The sequence below is a fragment of the Chitinophaga deserti genome (genome assembly GCF_003149455.1).
GTDB classification, from domain to species: Bacteria; Bacteroidota; Bacteroidia; order Chitinophagales; family Chitinophagaceae; genus Chitinophaga; species Chitinophaga deserti.
In genome coordinates, this window is sequence record NZ_QFFK01000012.1 from 1 (window position 1) to 19,081 (window position 19,081).

Sequence of the window (19,081 nt, forward strand, 5' to 3'; positions counted from 1 at the left end):
TGGGCTATCGCTATGCGCTCTGAATCTGAATATTGGCTTTTTCTGCCCTGCGTCTTCTTCATAAAGGAAATTTAATTTAAACGTTATTAAATCCCTAAACTGTAAAGCCAATTTTGAAATAAGACACAATCGTACCTGATCCGCAGGTGAATGTGTCATGAAAATTGTTTACTGCGTGATAAAAGAAAGGCCGCCCTGTTGAGCAGCCTTCTTTCTTCTTCCTCTCGCCTATCACACTAAGTGTTTATTTTGCGCCTGCCTGTTCAAGGAGGCGAACTATTTCAGTTTGTCTTTTCTGACGGGCATGTTGCAATGTTGTAACGCCGTCTTTATCAGCAATGTTGAGATCCGCACCGCGGTCTATCAGCAGTTGCACGATTTCTATATGTGCTTTACCTCCGTTTCCAAGGATCACGGCTTCCAGCAGGGCCGTCCAGCCAAGGCGGTTAATGTGGTTGATGGGGAATTTTTTGTCTTCCAGGATGGCTTTCACCGTTTCCACATGCCCGCGCTCACAGGCGGGTATGAGAGCTGATCCGCCATAACGGTTGTAAACGGTATAATCTGCCCCTGCTTTCATGCACATCCGCACAATGTCAGTCATGCCTTCTGCTCCTGCATACAGGAAAGGGGAGTTCAAAATCTTATCCTGTGCATTCACGCTGGCACCTGCCCCAATCAGTTCCCTTGCAGCGTCTGTATGATGTTTGTACACTGCGGTCATCAAAGGTGTACGCCCGTCGGCATCTCTGAATTCGATCCGGGCACCGGAGCGGATTGCTTCGCGGATAGCGTTTACATCACCTGCCGCTGCGGCGGCCTGCAGTCTTTTATTTGCACTGTTGTCCATCTTGCTCATCTCTTTTTCGTGCTGTGCGCAGGCGGGCATCGTTAGGCCAAGTGCGAGCGCCAGTAAAATGATCTTCATGTTTCGGTGTTGAACATCAAATTTACCGGCAATAGCGGGGAAGAAAAGGAGATTATTGTGCTGATCCGGGTACTTTCTGAATCTGCTGGCGGAAGGCGAGGGGGGCCTGCCCGGTGTAGCGGCGGAAGAAGCGGGAGAAGTAAGAGGTGTCAGAAAAGCCAAGCGCATAGGCGATCTCTTTCACATCCTGCGTGGTGAGGGAAAGCAGTCTGCGTGCTTCCAGCAGCAGTCTGCGCCGGATGAGGTTGCCTGCAGTAATCCCGGTTTCTTTCCTGCAAACTATATTGAGGTATTGCGGTGTTACGTGCAGTTGTGCCGCGTAAAATTCTACCGTGGCATTTTCCCGGTAATTACTCTCCAGCAGCGAAAGGAATTGTTTTACCAGGCGCTGTACGGGAGGATGGTTGCTGGTGGGGTGCGCTTCGTCGTAATGCCGCTCCAGCATAGACAGTAGTGCGAGTAAACGGAATGTAATGATGCGGACCGACATGAAATCCGCCAGTGTATATTCCCCGAGGATGCTTTCGAGTTCCTGTAACACGGGTGCCATTTTTGCCGGGGGCAGCTGCAGAAATGGATGGGCGGAAAAAGAGAAGAAGGGCCATTGTAATGTATCGCCCGATAAAAAATCTCTCCCGAACATCAGCTGGAACCCCTTCGTGCCGGGAGACAATTCCCAATCGTGCGGTTGTCCGGGAGCCAGGAAGAACACAGACCCGGATTTAACAGGATAAGGCGTGAAATCGATGGTGTGGGTACCACTCCCGCGGGCAACAACGAGCAGCATGAAGAAGTCGTGCTTATGCGGTTGCGGAAGGCTGGCGCGGCCCTGCTCTTCGTGGCGGAATATACTGAATACCTCTGCCTTCAGCGGCGTGCAGATGTCCTGTATGCGGATGACGGGCAAATGGTGATTCGAAGCCATATGCGAATATAAGCGTTATCGTAACAGGGTGGCTGTGCCGCTGAGGAAGAAGTCGGCCCCGAGGAAATCCACCGCGCTAACCTGCCATACGAAAACTCCATTGCCCTGCAGCTCTCCATTGATGCGCCCGTCCCATCCGCGGTTATTTTCTTTACCGCTGTATACGAGCTGCCCCCACCGGTTATACACCCTGAAGAAACGGATTTCACTGATGCCCGCGCCGATGGGCCGCAACCAGTCGTTTATGCCATCTCCATTCGGAGTAAAGGCAGTGGGCACAAATACCTGCGGCAATGTATTGTAGACTTTCACAAGCATGAACGCGGAATCTGCACATCCAGCCTGATCCTGCACCAGCACCTTCAGCCGGAAGCCACTGCCCGGACTGCTGAATACAGCGATGGGGTTGGGGATGCGGGTGTCGGAAATACCTTCCGCCGGCGACCACAGGTAGCTGCTGCCACCCGATGCCTGCAGGTGTAACGGCTGACCGGTAACCACGGCAGTATCGCGCCCTGCGAAAGCCTGTACTTTGGGTAATACGGTTACCAGTACGGTATCGCGCGAGGGCTTGGGGCACCCGCGGTTGTCGGTAGCTGTGAAAATATATGCCGTACTGGATGCGGGCCTGATCAGCGGGTTTAATACGGCTGGTAATGCGGGCGTCCAGGTAAAGGCGCTACCGTCTGTTAACGCATGCAGCTGTGCAGGAGAGCCGAAGCAGATGATGGTATCATTACCGGCACGGGCCACTGGATAAGGTACGGTGCGTACCCAGATATCTCCGCTGGCGGTGCAGGCGCTGATGCTGGCCGTGAGGAAATAGCGGGTATCTCCCGGTGGGGTTACCAATGGGGCGGCAGCTGTCGGTGTCTGAAGGCCTGTTGCAGGCGTCCAGGAATAGCGCAATGCGTTCGACTGTGGTTGCAGCCTGATGGTATCACCGAGGCAGATCAGCGTGTCTGCCGGCATTTGAAGGGCTACATGGCTGGTGGTGCGTATCATCACAGAATCGCGGTTCAGGCAGCCGTTCTGGTCGAGGTCTACATAGTACTTCGTATCGGCCGTTACATTCACCCGTGGCGTGGGTGTTTGCGCACCGGTCATGTTCACCGCGGGCGACCAGGTGAATATTCCCGTTCCTGAAGCCTGTAGCGTGAGCGGGTCGGGTGGACAAATCAGCGTATCCCTGAACGACAGCAATATGGGTGGCTTGTCTAGGATATCTACCGGTTGCTGCAATGTATCCTTACAACCCACAGAGTTGTGCGTAATGAGGGTAACGGTATACCTGCCCCTGGCGGGGTAGGACCATTGCGTATCCTGGTCGGATGAGTGATCTGTCTGCGAAGATGTTACCCCGAAATCCCAGTTCCAGAAGTTGACCGTACCGAACCGGGTAGTGGTTTGGTCGTTGAAGATGACCGGGTTGGCGATACAGCTGCCGGTGGAAGAGAAGGCGGGATTGAAGCCGGGGTATACCAGTGCGGTTGCCTCTGTAGAATCGGGGCATTGCAGGCCACGGTTGGTAGCCAGTTTTACGGTATATGTTCCGGGCAGGGGGAAGGTGAAATCGGCAGTTTGCGAAGCGGATTCATATACGAGTTGTCCGGCTGCGTTGCGGAATTCCCAGTTCCAGCGGGCTATCAGCGGGCTGGTAGACTGGTTGGCCACTACCAGTTGCTGCGAGTTACCGCACAGCATATATTCCGGCAGGAGGGTGGCTGCGGCAATGGTGCAGCCGGTGATGTTGATCTGAAGGTCTTTCCGCTGGGTGGCGATGGCGATGCCGTTGCGTATTTCCTGCACACAAACCGTTACAACATAAATCCCCACATCAGGAGCCACGCCGGTGATAAGGCCTGTAACAGGATCTATGGAGACGCGGGAGCCAAGGGGGGCGCTTTCACTGAAGCCGAACCCATAAGGAACGCTTTCGTAGGGAGGTGCTACCGGAGGCTGGCTTTGATTGCCACCGCCTCCCGGACCGCCACCACCCGGACCTCCGCCGGAGTAACCCACTGTTTGCCAGGCTTCACAGAAGTAATAGCGGAGTGCATCGCCATCGGTATCATTGGCAGCAAAGCTGTAAGTGAAAGAGTTATTGGCGCATACGGTAACGAGGTCGGTGCCGGTGAAGCGGGCGCTGCTGTTGGTGGGGCCGGTTGCATGCTGGGCATTACCGGGTATTTCGGCCGTGTAAGTAGCGCCGATGCGGCCATATCCCTGCATGAGGTTGTTAATAGCATCTACCCTGAAAGTTACCTGTGAAGTGATTATGTAGCCATCGGGAGAATCCGGAACGGTGACATTGAAATCCCAGTACCCCACGAAGTAGCAAACCAGCGGCGGGCGGGTGATGCAGGGGTCGGTACTGGTATGGCTGATTTGTTCCTCATACGTCAGCGGAACATTCAGTTCCTGAAACTTTTCATTATTGCCGCGGCGGAATACGCCGATGTAGATGGGGTTGTAGAAATTTCTGCCGGGAGTGCCGCAGCTGCGGAACTGTTTAAGGGTAACACGGTAAGTGGAGGAGCCGCCCGATTTGGATAACAGGGTATAATACATTTCCCCGCCGGTGATATGATCCGCGCGCAGGCCAAGAGAAGTGGCCAGTATCAGCATCAGGAGCGACAGGTGCTTCATGCAAAGGTATTTGGACAATCGGGATACGGAAATTCCGTACAAGCGGTTGCTCGCTTACGCATGTAGTCAGGCAGAATGGCAAAAGTTGCGGATATGGAAATTAACGTGTGGCAGGATAAAGCAGGTCGTGCAGCATGCCTACCAGCTCAGAGAACTTTTCCGGCTTGGTGTAAAACTGAAACGCCCCGAGCTCCAGCGCCTGCCGGATGGTTTGCTGGTCGGATGCGGTGGAATAAATGATCACGGGAACACCTTTGGCAAGGTGGTTGTCTTTCATCTCCTGTAAAAACTGCATCCCATTCATTACCGGCATGTTCAGATCCAGGAAAATAAGGTCCGGCAAAGCTTCTTCTGTGGCAGAAAGGTGCTGAAGGCCATCATGCCCGTTAGTCGCAATGGTACAGTGGATCGAATTATCAATGAATGCCAGCGCCGACAGGAAAATCTCCTGATCGTCAGCATCATCATCGATTAATAAAAGCTTAGGTAAAGTAGTGGTCATACGGTAGACAGTTTCAAGAGCAGTACTCGCATAAGGTAATAAATGCATTTGTTTATCGCCCGCCGCATATCTCTATCAATTTACTCATTTTAACTTGAATTATGCGGATTTATTGAGTAAGATTGCTGCCTGAACAATTCTATCCGCATGAAACGGTTACTCTTTATGTTATTATGCGGCTGTATGGGTGGAAGCGTGAGCGCCCAGCAGCGGCCGAACGTCATTATTATTTACGCGGACGATGTGGGATATGGTGACCTGAGCTGCTATGGCGCTACCAAAGTGAAGACGCCTCACATCGACGCGCTGGCTAAAAACGGTATCCGTTTTACCAATGGCCACACCACTTCCGCCACCTGTACGCCTTCGCGCTTCGCAATGCTTACGGGCCGTTACCCCTGGCGTAAAACCGGCACAGGCGTATTACCCGGTAACGCAGCCATGATCATCCCGCCCGGTTCTCCCACCCTCGCATCCATGATGCAGCAGGCAGGGTACCAAACCGCACTGGTAGGGAAGTGGCATCTTGGGCTGGGCGATGGTTCCCCCATTAACTGGAATACCGACATCCGCCCCGGTCCTAACGACGTGGGTTTTAACTACGCATTCTTCTTCCCCGCCACGGCAGACCGTGTGCCTACCGTGTTCGTTGAAAATCAGCGTATCATCGGAGCTGATCCCAACGATCCCATAGAAGTGAATTACCGGGAAAAAGTAGGTAATGAGCCTACCGGGAAAGAAAACCCCGAACTGCTTAAAATGCCCGCTTCCCATGGGCACAATAATACCATCGTGAACGGCATCGGCCGCATCGGCTGGATGAAAGGCGGCACACGCGCCCGTTGGACGGATGAAGAGATCGCCTATGCTTTTACAGACAAGGCCATTGAGTTTATGGAAGCCAACCGCCAAAAGCCTTTCTTCCTCTGCTTCAACCTGAGCGATATTCACGTTCCCCGTATGCCCGCAACTGCTTTCAAAGGCAAGAGTGGCCTGGGCTACCGTGGAGATGCCATCCTGCAGATGGACTGGACCGTTGGCCGGCTGATGGATAAGCTCCGCCAGCTGGGACTGGAGAAAAACACCATCGTGATGTTCTCCAGCGATAACGGTCCCGTTCTGGACGACGGGTATGTGGATGATGCGGTGACCCAACAGAACGGTCACCTGCCCGCAGGGCCGCTGCGTGGAGGTAAATACAGTGCATTTGAAGGCGGTACCCGCGTGCCCTGGATCGTGAGCTGGCCGGGGATGGTAAAAAGCGGAACGTCTGATGCATTGATCAGCCAGGTAGACCTCTACGCTACCTTCGCGAAGCTCACCGGGCAAAAGCTGCCTGCAGATGCCGCTCCTGATAGTCATGATATGTTACCGGCCATGCTGGGCAAAAAAGCACAGGGCAGGTCATGGGTGATATTGCAGGGTGGTTCTCTCTCACTGGTGCAGGGCGACTGGAAATATATCACCCCCTCCAAAGGTGTTAAGCTGATGAAAGAAGTGAACATCGAATCCGGTAACGATGAAGCGCCGCAGCTGTATAACCTCCGCAGCGATATTGGCGAGCAGCAGAACGTTGCAGCACAGCATCCCGAGAAAGTGAAAGCCATGGCGGCTGAGCTGGAACGGTTGAAGGAAGCAAAGCAAACACGCTAAAGAAGTATGATCATATGCAAACGGCCCGGAGCAATGCGCTCCGGGCCGTTTTGTATTGTGTGGAACTAATAATCAGAAAGCACTGGCATTGTTGAGTAATTCCATATCGTCCAGATCCAGTTGAAGGGAAATGGCGCGGATGAGTTCATCCAGCTGTTGAAGGTTGGTAGCGCTGGCGATGGGCGCAGTGATAGTAGGACGGTTTTTTACCCATGCTATGGCTACCATGCCGGGTTTCACCTGATGTTTGGCTGCCACTTCATCCAGCGCGGATAGGATGCGGGTGCCGCGTTCATTGAAATACTTTCCAAGGAATTTTGTGCGGGAACTACCGGCCAGATCAGCTTCGGACCGGTATTTGCCGGTGAGGAAACCACTGGCGAGTGAGAAATAAGGAATTACGCCAAGGTTATGCTGTGCTGCATAGGTGGCATATTCGGTTTCGTATTTTTCACGGTCGTACAGGTTGTATTCCGGCTGAAGCGTCTGGTAAGCAGGGTAACCCTTATCGGCACTGATGGCTGCAGTAACCACGATACGCGGCAGCGTCATGTTGCTGGTGCCAATGTGGCGTACTTTACCGGCACGTACTAGAATGTCGAATGCCTCAAGTGTTTCTTCAATGGGTGTTTCCGGATCGTCGTAGTGCGACTGGTAGAGATCGATATAGTCAGTCTGCAGGCGCTGCAGAGAATCTTCCACAGCCTGGAGGATGTATGCTTTGCGCAGCCCTTTCTTATCTTCGCTGATCACCCCGCCTACTTTGGTGGCCAGTACGATCTTATCGCGCTTCCCTGATTGGGAAAGCCATTTGCCGATCACTCTTTCCGATGTGCCGGGACTGTTGCCAGGCGCCCAGCGGGAGTAGGTATCTGCAGTATCAACAGCATTAAATCCTGCATCTGTAAATGCGTCCAGCAGTTTGAACGACATTTGCTCGTCGGCCGTCCAGCCTAAAACGTTGCCGCCGAACATCAGCGGGGCAATGGTAAGGCCGGTAGTTCCCAGTGTTCTTTTTTCCATGAGCATGATTTTTAGGGGGTATAAAGCTAAAACTTAATTTGCGGTAAAATGTTTAAACACATATCAAATATCATCCCATGAAAGTATTCATCACCCGTCATATACCCGAGTCTGGATTACAGCTGTTGCGCGACGCCGGCATAACGTATACAGAACATACCGAAAAGCGCAACCTTACGCCGGAAGAGTTGATAGCAGGATGCCGGGAACATGATGCCCTGCTGAGTGTGGGCGGTAATAAACTGAACGCTGATTTTCTGCAGGCGTGCAGGCATTTGAAAGTGATCGCCCTCATGTCTGCCGGTTACGACAATCTGGATGTGGATACGGCTGCTGCACTGAACATCCCGGTGGGTAATACGCCCGGTGTGCTGAGCAATGCCACGGCAGATACGGCCTTCCTGCTTATGCTGGCTGTAGCGCGGAAGGCGTTCTACATGCACAAAACGATAGAGAAAGGGGAGTGGGGATTTTTCGATCCTACTGCTAATCTGGGCCAGGAGCTAAACGGGCGTACCCTTGGTGTTTTCGGGATGGGTAGCATAGGCACGGCACTGGCACGCAAATGCCATGGTGCTTTTGATATGCCCGTCATCTATCACAACCGCAGCAGGAACGAAGCTGCTGAAAAAGCATTGGGAGCAAAGTACGTCAGCTTCGAAGAATTGCTTGCCCAGAGCGATGTACTGAGTGTGCATGCTGCACTTACTCCGCAAACGGATGGTATGTTTAATGCTGCCGCCTTCCGGCAAATGAAACCAACCGCTATCTTCATCAACGCAGCCCGGGGTGCCATGCACAACGAGAACGATTTGCTGGAGGCATTACGCAGCCACAGTATCTGGGGTGCAGGGCTCGACGTTACCAATCCCGAACCCATGGATAAGCATAATCTGCTGCTGCAACTACCCAATGTAGCGGTGCTGCCGCACATAGGATCAGCTACGGAAGAAGCCCGCGGGGGAATGGCGCGTATGGCTGCGGAGAATATTATCGCCGGGTTGAAAGGGGAGCCGCTTCCGCATCCCATTCGCCTGGTACGCTAACGGCTATACTATGAATAACGATGGAAATGTAGTATTATGGGGAAAGATTCCACGTTCCCGCTATGTCACATCATATTCCCCGCCGAAAATTCATCGGCAGTCTGTCGCTGGCAGCAGCCGGCTTTTTGCTGAACTGGCAACGCTCCTTTGCAGCTATGGCTCCGCTCACCGATAAGGCAGCCCTTTCACTGCCACATTTCCCTGACACCTATCATGCCTTTGTTTGGCGAAACTGGTCGCTGGTACCACATACGGTGCTGGCCCGCCTCGCAGGTACTTCGCCCGAAAATATTCTTGCCACCGGCCTGGCAATGGGGCTGGATAAGCCTCTGCCTGTCCGTAAAGATGTCTGGAACCGTAATTACATCACCATCATCCGCCGCAACTGGCATTTGCTGCCCCGTACGCAGCTGACGGATTTACTGGGCTGGGACGAACAGCGGCTGGAGTTCACCCTCCGGGAAGATGATTTCCTTTACGAGAAACTGGGCAGCTTCAAGCCGTCGTGCCCTCCTGTAACATACGAGGCGCCTTCTGCCGCCACAAGGCAGGTAGGGGAAGTGATGAAGCGTGCTTTCCCGAGCGGGTTGCCGCGTGAAGAAGAACCGCTTTTTCACTTCGTTAAAGAACTATCCGCCCCGGTTCCCGAATCCGCACAAAAGTTACCTTCCACGGGCTTTTCGCCACGACTGGGCTATTCCTATTTCGCACTTTATGGCGATCCGTTGCTGGACGAGCATGCCGATCCGTATCCTGATCATTACCTCGCGCGGCTTTCCGCTGCGGGGATGGATAGTGTGTGGATGCACATCGTATTACATAAACTGGTGCCCTTCCCATGGGATGCATCACAGAGTGAGGGGTCTGAGCAGCGGATGCGTACGCTCCGTAAGCTCATTGCCCGGGCGGCAGGACATGGCATCAAAATATACTTATACCTCAACGAGCCGCGTACCTGGCCAAAGTCCTTTTTTGAGAAGTATCCAAAGTTAAAAGGCGCTGAAGCAGGTGGTGTTGCGAGTTTATGTACCAGTCACCCAGAAGTGCAGGCCTATCTGCGAAACGGGCTTGCGGCTATTACGCGGCAGGCACCCGGACTGGGCGGCTTCTTTTCCATTACGGCATCGGAGAACCGTACCAATTGCTGGTCGCACAACCAGGGTGCGTCCTGCCCCCGTTGTGGTCCTCGCGGCGGGCCTGCAGTGATAGCGGAACTGAATAATAACTACGCAAAAGGCATCCGGGCAGGGTCACAGAAGGCTGAAGGTGAGGTAAAGGCTCCGGGGCTGGTGGTGTGGGACTGGGGATGGCAGCCCGGATGGGGACAGCAGATAATTCCCGCATTGCCCAAAGAGGTGATGCTGATGAGTGTAAGTGAGTGGGATGTGGCCATTGAGCGGGGCGGTGTAAAGAGCAGTATCGGGGAATATTCTATATCGGCGATAGGCCCGGGCCCCAGGGCACGCGGGCATTGGGAGGCGGCAAGGCGCGCCGGGATCAGGACGGTGGCTAAGATACAGGCGGGTAATACCTGGGAGATAGCGGCAGTGCCTTATATTCCGGCCATGCGTAATGTGGCGGAACATGCAGCAAGGCTGCGTGGTGAGCAGGTAGACGGGCTGATGCTGGGGTGGACGCTTGGCGGATATCCATCCCCTAACCTGGCAGTAGTGGCAGCCATTGGGAGTGATCCTAAGCTGTCGCCCGAGGACGCGATGGCACAGGTGGCAAAAGAGCGGTATGGAGCAGCGGGAGATGCGGTGGTGAAAGCATGGGAGCGGTTTAGTAGCGCTTTCAGTGAGTTTCCATTCGGGGGCGGACTATATTTCTCGCCCATGCAAACGGGGCCTGCTAATTTACTCTGGGGCAAGGCTACTGGGTATACGGCTACGATGGTGGGCATTCCATACGATGATCTGGCACGCTGGCGGGGGCATTATCCGCAGGATGTGTATGTATCCCAGCTGCGGAAGATAGCGGCCGGGTTTGCGGAGGGTTTAGGGGCGCTGCAGCGTGATGTGGCAGGAGTGGAGTTGACGGCAGGGCAACGGGTGCAGTTACGCCGGGAAATGGAGGTGGCGGAAACGGTGGCGGTGCATTTCCGGAGTGCGGCTAACCAGTGCGAGTTTATAGCATTGAGAGACGGGCAGGGGGCACGGGAGCAGGTGGAAGCATTGTTGCGTGATGAAATGGAGCTGGCGAAGCGGATGCTGGTTTTGCAGCGGAAGAACTCCACTTTGGGTTTTGAGGCTTCGAATCATTATTTCTATACCGGGGAGGATCTGGCGGAGAAGGTGTTGAATTGCAGCTACTTGCTGAATGCGGGAGGCGCAGGATAATATTTTTTCCTTCCCAGTGAGGGATTTCCCTCCGGCAAACGAATACTATACAGGTTCCGGTGATTTGCTTAACTTAATAGTGTTATCATTTTATGAAGCCTGTTTACGTTACCCTGATATGTATATGTTTCACGTTATTTTCCGGTTGTCGTAAGAAGGACGATGCGGCGGCGCCCTCATCTGGCCGGAAGGAGTTGGTGGCTGGTACCTGGAAGCAGAAGGACCTGGTGATAGCGGTGAGTGTGAAGCTGGGAGGGCAGAATATTCCTGCGGGTACGAGCATGATGGTATTGGCGCCGATGTTGGGACCCGGAGGGGCGTTAATAACCTGTACAAAAACGAATACTTATACTTTTAGTAGCGATAATAAGATGAAGGTGTCGGGTTGCACGGAGCTGCTGTTTCCTGTAACCGGAAATGAGGGCACATGGTCCCTGGATATCTATGATGCCGTGCTGCTGTTGAAATCTGCAGAAGGCAAGCCCGATCCTCACTGGATAGATGAATTAACGGCAAATTCCCTGAAAATCTCCATAACGGCGGTTATACCGAATGTAGCCACGGTTCCATTGACGCTGATACTGGAGAAAACGTGACTTGATTGCTGATATTTTTTGAAGCATATGCCATACACCGCGAAGGATATCAAACTAGGTAATATGGACGCCTTCAGGATGGTATATCAGATGTACCATCAGAAGTTGTATTTCTTCATGCTGCGGCATGCGCGGTCGGCGTATGTGGCGGAGGAGACGGTGCAGTTGACCTTTATCCGGTTATGGGAGAAGCGGGACACGTTATCTCCTGATGTTCCGGTATCTCAGCAGATATTCCGGATCGCGAAGAGTATTATGGTGGATCTGATGCGGAAGCAATATGTGCGGGATAAGCATATGGGGCAGTATAAAGAGGGGAGTAACGGTGTGCATCCTGCATTTGATCTGGAGGCGAAAGAGGAGCTGGACCGGGTGTTTCATTGCATGGAGAATTTATCGCCTGTACGGCGGCATGTATTTAAAATGAGCCGGCTGGAGGGTTGGTCGCACAAGCAGATTGCGGAGGCTTTATCCATATCGCCCCGCACGGTGGAGAACCATATTTTACGTGCGGTGCATCAGTTGCGGAAGGCGTTGATGTTTTAACTTGAATGGGTTACATGAGATTGAATATGCTGCAGAAGAGCATGCTGTACCTGGGTGACATGATAAGGGAGATGGATCGTAAAATCGCTTTTGATTATTGAAGTGATGAACATAGTTCATCTGAATGCTGAAACAGGATTAGAGGGCGATGCCAATAGCAAATAACTGTGACGTAAGTATACGAAGTTGAATTTGATGACCGAATGCTATTCAAAAATCGAATGTTAATCAATAGCAAGAAGATACTGGGTGCATTTGGTGAGTATAATGGAAAATGTACAAATGACTGAAATAACCTCTCATATGGTTGAGCGATACTTCCGGGGCGAAAGCCCGGAGGAGGAAGCTGCTGCCGTTTGGGAATGGCTAAAGGAACATCCTGAAGCCCTGGATCATTATCTGACCGATGATAAATGGGAACAATTCCGGGAAGCAGGGTGCTTACCTGATACCATTTCCTCATCGATGTATGAGCAGATCGAAGCACATATTCAACAACGGCGGAAGCGTACCGGTTGGCGCCTTCCTGCAGTAGCAGCCATGCTCGTGGCCATAGTGGCAATTTGGTTTGCAAGCCGACCGGATGAGCAACCGCGTATTGTACAGGTGCCGGTGCTGCCGGTAGTGGAAACTGCGGCGTTCATTGAAAATACTACCGGTAATCCTATTGAGCATCAGTTACCCGATGGTTCAAAGGTGATCCTGGCACCAGGGGCAACTATCCGTTTTAAGAAACCTTTCCCTGACAACCGGAGAGATGTAACCCTGACGGGGAAAGCCCGTTTTGATGTGGCCAAAGATCCTGCTCCGTTTACAGTTTTTGCCGGTAAAACAGGAACTACCGCACTGGGCACCGTCTTTGAAATATCGAGCCTGCCGGGAGCAACTACTACCGTACTGCTCATCAGTGGCAAAGTAAAAGTGCAGACAGAAGAAAGAGATGTAATCCTGCGGCCGGGAGAACAGCTCCGGTATAATGATGCTTTGCATACTGTACAGGTAACGCGCCCCGATGCTCCTGTACGGAGTGTTTCTCCCAGCTTGCCAACCGTTCAACCAAAACAACGCATTCCGGCAACTGCCGCTTTGCAGTTCGATAATACACCGCTGGTTTCCCTATTCCGCCAGCTGGAGGCCAGAGAAAACCTCACCGTGCTGTTCGACCCCGCATTGCTCCGAGACAGGTATTTTACCGGATCCTTCAACAGCGGCAAAGAATCCCTCGACGATTTTCTGCAAACAATCGCCGTGCTGAACAATCTGCAGATCCGGCATTCCGGTGATACCGTGATGATTGATCCCTGATTTCAGTTCACACTAATTTCATACAAGCAGTACCGGTATTCCGGGTTGACATATTAAATCTATGTGTGCATGCCTGCTGCATAGTAAAGAAGTTTTGCCGGGTACACCGGTTTCATTGCAACGTATTCCGGGAAATAAACTTAGAAGTGAACGGGTTAGTTAGCCGGTCATGGAGTTACTGCTTAAGTAATGGTTAGATAGATAGTATCTATGAATAATTAAAGCGAATGCGCAAAGTGCGGATACCGGTTGAAGTCAGCATGTTTGGTTAAAAAGCAATGGTATTGATAGCAGACCGGATAAAGAAAGGGAACAGGTAATTCCGCTTTTGTAGAAGAGTACGATGCCTTCAGTGGCATAATACAAGCAATCGATCAACGAATAAAATCTCCGATATGCGAAAACGATTACGCTCCATTTCGGGAAAGGCTTGCATGGTGATGTTGCTATGCGTATATGGTCAGGCCTCCGCACAAAATACGGTTACTCCCTCCGTTACCGGTATCATCCGGAACGAGGCCATGCAGCCGGTGGAAGGGGTTGCCGTGGAATTATTCAACGAATCTTCCCGCGCACTGGCCCATGCTGTCACAAATGATAAAGGCGTGTTCACCATGCCTAAAGTACCCGCCGGTGGTCCTTACTACTTCGTATTCTCTCACCTCGCCTACATCCGGGACACCCTGCGCAACTACACTGTGCAGGAAGCAGCCAGGGCCACACTTTCCGTGATCCTCAAAGAGAAAAGCCGGGAGCTGGGCGCCGTAACCGTTACAGCACTTGGCATACGGAGAGCCTCCCGCTCACTGGGGTATTCCGTAGAAGAACTCGGCGCTAAAGAATTTAATCGCGTTACGCAGGAGAACTTCCTCAACGCCATGTCCGGTAAAATGGCAGGCGTTACCATCAGCAGCACCGGCGGCACGGGATCGTCAGTTAATATGGTCATCCGCGGCGCCACTTCCCTCAGCAGCGATAACCAGCCGCTCTTTGTGGTAGACGGGGTACCGCTCGCCAATACCCTCAACAACATCAGCGAAATCGGCAGTAACAATAAAGTCGATTATGGCAACGCCATCTCCGACATCAATATGGATAATATCGAAAGCGTAACCGTACTCAAAGGCCCCAGCGCCGCGGCCCTCTATGGCTCCCGTGCAGGTAATGGCGTAGTGCTCATCACTACCAAGAACGGCCGGCGGCTCGATAAACTAACGGTGAACGTCGCGCAGAACGTGGTCTTCGATATTCCGTACAAATACCTCGAATGGCAAACCAAATTCGGATCAGGGCAATTCTCTGCCATCCCGGTTTCCCGCAGCGGAAACATGCTCTCTAACCCTTTCGGTTCCCTTGTAGTCGAAAACCTCGACGCTACCTACGGCGCCCAGCTGGATATGGGCTATGAAGAAGTGCAGTGGAACAGCCCGCTGGATGCTAATGGCAAAAAGATCCCCAGGCCCCTTGTTTCGTACCGCGACAATGCGAAGCATTTCATGAACACAGGCATCACGTCCGCCTCCAATCTGTCTATCGCCAATAACAGCGACCTGATTGCCTACCGCATGTCGTATGCGAATATGACGAACAAAGGCATCATTCCGAATACCGACCTTTTTCGCAATTCCCTCAACCTGAACGCCACGCTGCGGCTCCATTCCAAATTCAGCGTTAGCGCCAATGTGGATTACAGCCGAAGTAATTCCAATAACCGCCCTGCGGGCGACCGCGGCACCAATCCCCTGCAATGGGTGTACAGCCTCAGTCCGCACATAGATATCCGCGACCTCCGCGATTACTGGATGCCGGGTCAGGAGGGGATACAGCAGCGAACGCAGTCCAACGGTGTGTTCAACAACCCCTGGTTCCTCGCGTATGAAGTACAGAATGGTTTCGTGCGCGATCGCGTTTTTGGAAATCTGCATGCAGACTGGCAGATTACACCGCGCCTCAGCCTCATGGTCCGTTATGCGCTGGATAACTATCAGGAATCGCGCGAAACCAAGATCGGTAACAGCTATCTCGATTCCCGGAACGGTGCTTTCGGGATTATCGATATCAGTCATATGGAACGCAATACCGACGCATTGCTGACCTATAAGCAACGTGCAGGCCGCTTAGACTTCTCCGTGTCTGCCGGGGGCAACCTCCGGTATGAGACCGGGAAAACTGTGAGTAATACCAATAAGCCGGGAACCGGACTCATCGTACCCGGAATTTATACATTGCAAAACATCCTTCCGGAAAACCTGGATGCCTGGTCGTCGCGCTACGAAAAAGGCGTGCATAGTATTTACGGTACCGCTAACATCGGCTACCGCGATATGATTTACCTGGACATTACCGGAAGGAACGACTGGTCGAGTACGCTGCCGGATGCCGCGCCGTACTTCTATCCCAGCACTTCGCTCAGTGTGCTGGCTGATAAGGTGATGGGATTAAACCACCGGAATGTAGGCATGATCAAACTGCGCGGCGGTATCGCCAAAGTAGGGAACGATGCGGCGCCGTATCAGCTCATGGCAGTACTGAGCAATGCCGGGGCTTGGGGCAGTATCCCAAGGCTGGGTACTTCAGGAACCCTGCTCAATCCATTCCTCAAACCTGAAATTGCCACCTCTTACGAAGGTGGGGCAGATGTAGTGTTGTTTAAAGACCGGCTCCGGTTCAATTTCACCTACTATGTGGTAGATAATAAGAATCAGATTTTTAGTACCAAGATCCCTCCATCGTCTGGGTACTCCAGCAAGAACATCAATGCCGGATTGCTCCGCAGCCGGGGGGTGGAAATAACCCTGGGCGGTACGCCCGTACTGAAGAAAGATTTTCGTTGGGATGTGAACCTCAACCTAACACGTAACCGCACCCGCATCGTACGCCTTACGGAAGACATGCCCTATTACGTGCTTTGGGAAGAAGGCCGCGGCGGCGCCTGGACATACGTAGGGGAAGATGTAGGAGATATTTATGATGCGGAACTGGTTACCGTGAAGGATGAGAAATCGCCTTACTATGGTTATCCTATACTTGATAATGTGGGTAAATGGCAGTCTGTAGATGCACAGAATGCCCGTAACAAAATCGGCAACTTCAATCCTGATTTCATTCTCGGTGGGCAAACCACTATCAGTTATAAACGTTTCAGTCTGGCCATGACATTCGACTGGCGGAACGGTGGCGACTTTGTTTCGCAGACGTACCGCTATGGCGAGGAGCATGGAAATTCACAACGCTTTCTCGATAAGCTCATCAATCCCGGTAATATGCGGGGTGAAGAGCTGGCGGGATACCTGAAAGCGAACCAGGACAGGCTGATACGCGTCAACGGAAACTACTTTCCTTTGGTAGGCGGCCCCACACCGGAATACAATGGTTATCCCTTTACTTATGGACCTTACACGCTGCCTTATGGCGGTGTGTTCATTCCGGGTGTACGGGCTACGGGATACGATCCGCAGGGCAACCCTACCGGGTTCGCGGAGAACCTTGGCGGGCCGGGTACGCTTACATTGCCTTACGCAGGCAGTACCACCTGGTCGTTTACCCGCGCTTTCCTGTTTCCGGCTTCCTACCTCAAGCTAAGGGAAGTGGCGTTATCGTATGATGTGCCTGCCAGTATTGTGAAACGCATCGGTGCCAGGAGCGCCGGTTTTTCCATCTACAGCCGCAACATCATTCTCTGGACGGCGGCTAAGATAGGCGTGGACCCTGAGCAGGCATACCAGCCAGCAGCGGGCGTACAGGGATCGGGGATACAGTTTAAGCAGGGTATAGAACGGTATAACGTAACGCCCTGGTCCATCCCCCTTGGTTTCAAACTTAACCTGACATTTTAAAACTGCCGGTATGAAAAGCAGATTTATCATAGCCATATGCTGCCTCCTGATCCTGCCCGGCATCTCGTGCCGGAAGCATCTGATGTCGCTCAACGATAATCCCAACGGAGCCAACCCCGATAAAACCAATCCGGGATTTGTGCTTTCCACGGTGCTGACGGAAACCGGTAAGAACTATGTGAGCCTCGGCTTCCAGGATCTCGCAGGTGTGATGCAGCACACCCAGAAAGACGGATGGGTGGGGTCTCACAATGAATACGACTGGGGCGGCAGCAACAGCTGGACGCCCTATTACGACATCCTCCGCAATAACCAGCTGGTGCACGACAAAGCAAAGGCCGCAGGCTTCGAACTGCACGAAGGCGTTACACTTGTTATGAAAGCCATGTTATTCGGGCTGTTGGCCGATATGTACGGGGATGTACCCTACAGCCAGGCCCTCCGTGGTGATCAGGACGGCGCCGGTAATGCCGCTCCCGCCTGCGATCCGCAACAACAGGTATACACCGGCATCCTTGCCGATCTGGAACGTGCCAATCAGCTCCTTTCCAAACCTAAAAACCAATACACCGCACCCATCGATCTGGTGGATGTGTATTACCAGGGAGACCCTGCCAAATGGCGGAAAATGGCTAATTCACTTGCACTGCGGTATTACATGCGGTTGTCGGAGAAACTGCCGGGTGTAGCAAAGTCGGGCATCGAGAAAATAGTAGCCGCACCGGACCAATACCCCCTGATAACCAATGCGAATGCTTCTGAAGATGCTACAATGGCCTTTGTGGGTACCAGTGATGCAGACTCCTGGCCGTCGAACGCCACGTACGACCGGGAAGCGGGCAGCCGCTACCGCCGTATCAAAATGTGCAGCACGTTTGTAAAAGCCCTGCAGAACCTTAACGATCCGCGTCTTGCCGTTTGGGCCCGGAAAGTGGAATGCTTCCTGTTGCTGGACGATACAAAGCCCGCCGGTACCGGAAATGTTTTTCAGCCGCGCGATACGATTGTAAATGGTGAACCGCGAAAAGTACGTTACCTTTCACCTGATGTGCTGGCTTCCCGCGGACTGACGCCTGCCGACATCAATCAGGACGTAAATTACGTAGGATTACCACCCGCACTGCCAGGCCCCGCAGTATATAACATGAGTAACGATGCGGCACAGGCATCTACCAACGCGCATGTGTCGTGGCTGAATGATATTTATAAAGAAGCAAAAGGCCCGCTGCTGAAAGCGCGCTTTATTTCCGCCGCCGAAGTACATTTCATATTGGCCGAAGCCGCCCTGAAAGGATGGGCTGCCGGAGATGCAGAAGGGCACTACCGCAAAGGAATTGAAGCTTCTTTCAACGCATGGGGCATCGGCGCCAGATATGCGGCTTATATGGCCGGTCCGGCAGGAACCTTTGCAGGAACGCAGCGGCAGATCATTGAGCAGAAATGGATTGCCGCATGGACGAATGCCACCGAAGCATGGGCCGATTATAAACGGACAGGTTATCCCGTACTCGCCGCAGGCCCTAATGCAAAAGGCCCCGTAGTACCTGTCAGGTTTTATTATATGCTCGATGAACGGAACCTGAACAACGTCAATATCATGGCTGCCTCAGCACGGCTGGAGGTAACCACCTATTCCGCCTTCGGCGCTAATGGCCCGCAGAACAGTCCCTGGTCTAAACCCTGGGTCATCAGCGGAACCGGCAAGCCCTGGTAAATATTTGTAAATACCGATG

At 52.8% G+C, this 19,081-nt stretch carries 13 protein-coding genes; 8 read left to right on the forward strand and 5 right to left on the reverse strand.

Annotated elements, in window-relative coordinates:
- Positions 1 to 244: 244 nt before the first annotated feature.
- The 4 genes from DEV76_RS22815 to DEV76_RS22830 all read right to left on the reverse strand — a co-directional run bounded on the left by DEV76_RS22815 (position 245) and on the right by DEV76_RS22830 (position 5,004).
- Positions 245 to 928, reverse strand: coding sequence for an ankyrin repeat domain-containing protein (locus tag DEV76_RS22815; RefSeq protein WP_109700271.1), 684 nt, complete (start codon positions 926 to 928; stop codon positions 245 to 247).
- A gap of 52 nt (positions 929 to 980) precedes the next feature.
- Positions 981 to 1,853, reverse strand: a complete 873-nt coding sequence (locus tag DEV76_RS22820; protein ID WP_109700272.1) for a helix-turn-helix domain-containing protein — start codon at positions 1,851 to 1,853, stop codon at positions 981 to 983.
- A 15-nt stretch (positions 1,854 to 1,868) separates the two neighbouring features.
- Positions 1,869 to 4,502 (reverse strand): gliding motility-associated C-terminal domain-containing protein, encoded by a 2,634-nt coding sequence (locus tag DEV76_RS22825; RefSeq protein ID WP_109700273.1) that lies wholly within the window; start codon positions 4,500 to 4,502, stop codon positions 1,869 to 1,871.
- Between the two features lie 100 nt (positions 4,503 to 4,602).
- Positions 4,603 to 5,004 (reverse strand): response regulator, encoded by a 402-nt coding sequence (locus DEV76_RS22830; protein ID WP_157963054.1) that lies wholly within the window; start codon positions 5,002 to 5,004, stop codon positions 4,603 to 4,605.
- 147 nt (positions 5,005 to 5,151) lie between these two features.
- Between DEV76_RS22830 and DEV76_RS22835 the strand changes: the two genes are divergently transcribed.
- Positions 5,152 to 6,657: a sulfatase family protein gene (locus DEV76_RS22835; RefSeq protein ID WP_109700275.1), complete on the forward strand. Its 1,506-nt coding sequence runs from the start codon at positions 5,152 to 5,154 to the stop codon at positions 6,655 to 6,657.
- 72 nt (positions 6,658 to 6,729) lie between these two features.
- Here the strand turns inward: DEV76_RS22835 and DEV76_RS22840 are convergent, their stop codons facing one another.
- Complete coding sequence (locus DEV76_RS22840; RefSeq protein ID WP_109700373.1) at positions 6,730 to 7,680, reverse strand: aldo/keto reductase; 951 nt, start codon at positions 7,678 to 7,680, stop codon at positions 6,730 to 6,732.
- A 77-nt stretch (positions 7,681 to 7,757) separates the two neighbouring features.
- Here DEV76_RS22840 and DEV76_RS22845 point away from each other — a divergent pair, with 77 nt between their 5' ends.
- The 7 genes from DEV76_RS22845 (at position 7,758) to DEV76_RS22875 (ending at position 19,062) form a co-directional block, all read left to right on the forward strand.
- Positions 7,758 to 8,726 carry a 2-hydroxyacid dehydrogenase gene (locus DEV76_RS22845; protein ID WP_109700276.1) on the forward strand — a complete coding sequence of 323 codons (969 nt, stop codon included), beginning with the start codon at positions 7,758 to 7,760 and terminating at the stop codon, positions 8,724 to 8,726.
- A gap of 62 nt (positions 8,727 to 8,788) precedes the next feature.
- On the forward strand, positions 8,789 to 11,065 hold the full coding sequence (locus DEV76_RS22850; RefSeq protein ID WP_198652178.1) for a hypothetical protein: 2,277 nt from the start codon (positions 8,789 to 8,791) through the stop codon (positions 11,063 to 11,065).
- A gap of 92 nt (positions 11,066 to 11,157) precedes the next feature.
- The gene (locus tag DEV76_RS22855) at positions 11,158 to 11,661 is read left to right on the forward strand and encodes a hypothetical protein (RefSeq protein WP_109700277.1); all 504 of its coding nucleotides are present in this window, start codon (positions 11,158 to 11,160) and stop codon (positions 11,659 to 11,661) included.
- A 63-nt stretch (positions 11,662 to 11,724) separates the two neighbouring features.
- On the forward strand, positions 11,725 to 12,207 hold the full coding sequence (locus DEV76_RS22860) for a sigma-70 family RNA polymerase sigma factor (RefSeq protein WP_157963055.1): 483 nt from the start codon (positions 11,725 to 11,727) through the stop codon (positions 12,205 to 12,207).
- 282 nt (positions 12,208 to 12,489) lie between these two features.
- Entirely contained in the window at positions 12,490 to 13,512 is a 1,023-nt protein-coding gene (locus DEV76_RS22865) for a FecR domain-containing protein (RefSeq protein WP_198652180.1), read from the forward strand.
- A 395-nt stretch (positions 13,513 to 13,907) separates the two neighbouring features.
- Positions 13,908 to 17,348 carry a SusC/RagA family TonB-linked outer membrane protein gene (locus DEV76_RS22870; protein ID WP_198652182.1) on the forward strand — a complete coding sequence of 1,147 codons (3,441 nt, stop codon included), beginning with the start codon at positions 13,908 to 13,910 and terminating at the stop codon, positions 17,346 to 17,348.
- Between the two features lie 10 nt (positions 17,349 to 17,358).
- Positions 17,359 to 19,062: a SusD/RagB family nutrient-binding outer membrane lipoprotein gene (locus tag DEV76_RS22875; protein WP_109700281.1), complete on the forward strand. Its 1,704-nt coding sequence runs from the start codon at positions 17,359 to 17,361 to the stop codon at positions 19,060 to 19,062.
- The last annotated feature ends 19 nt before the right edge of the window (positions 19,063 to 19,081 follow it).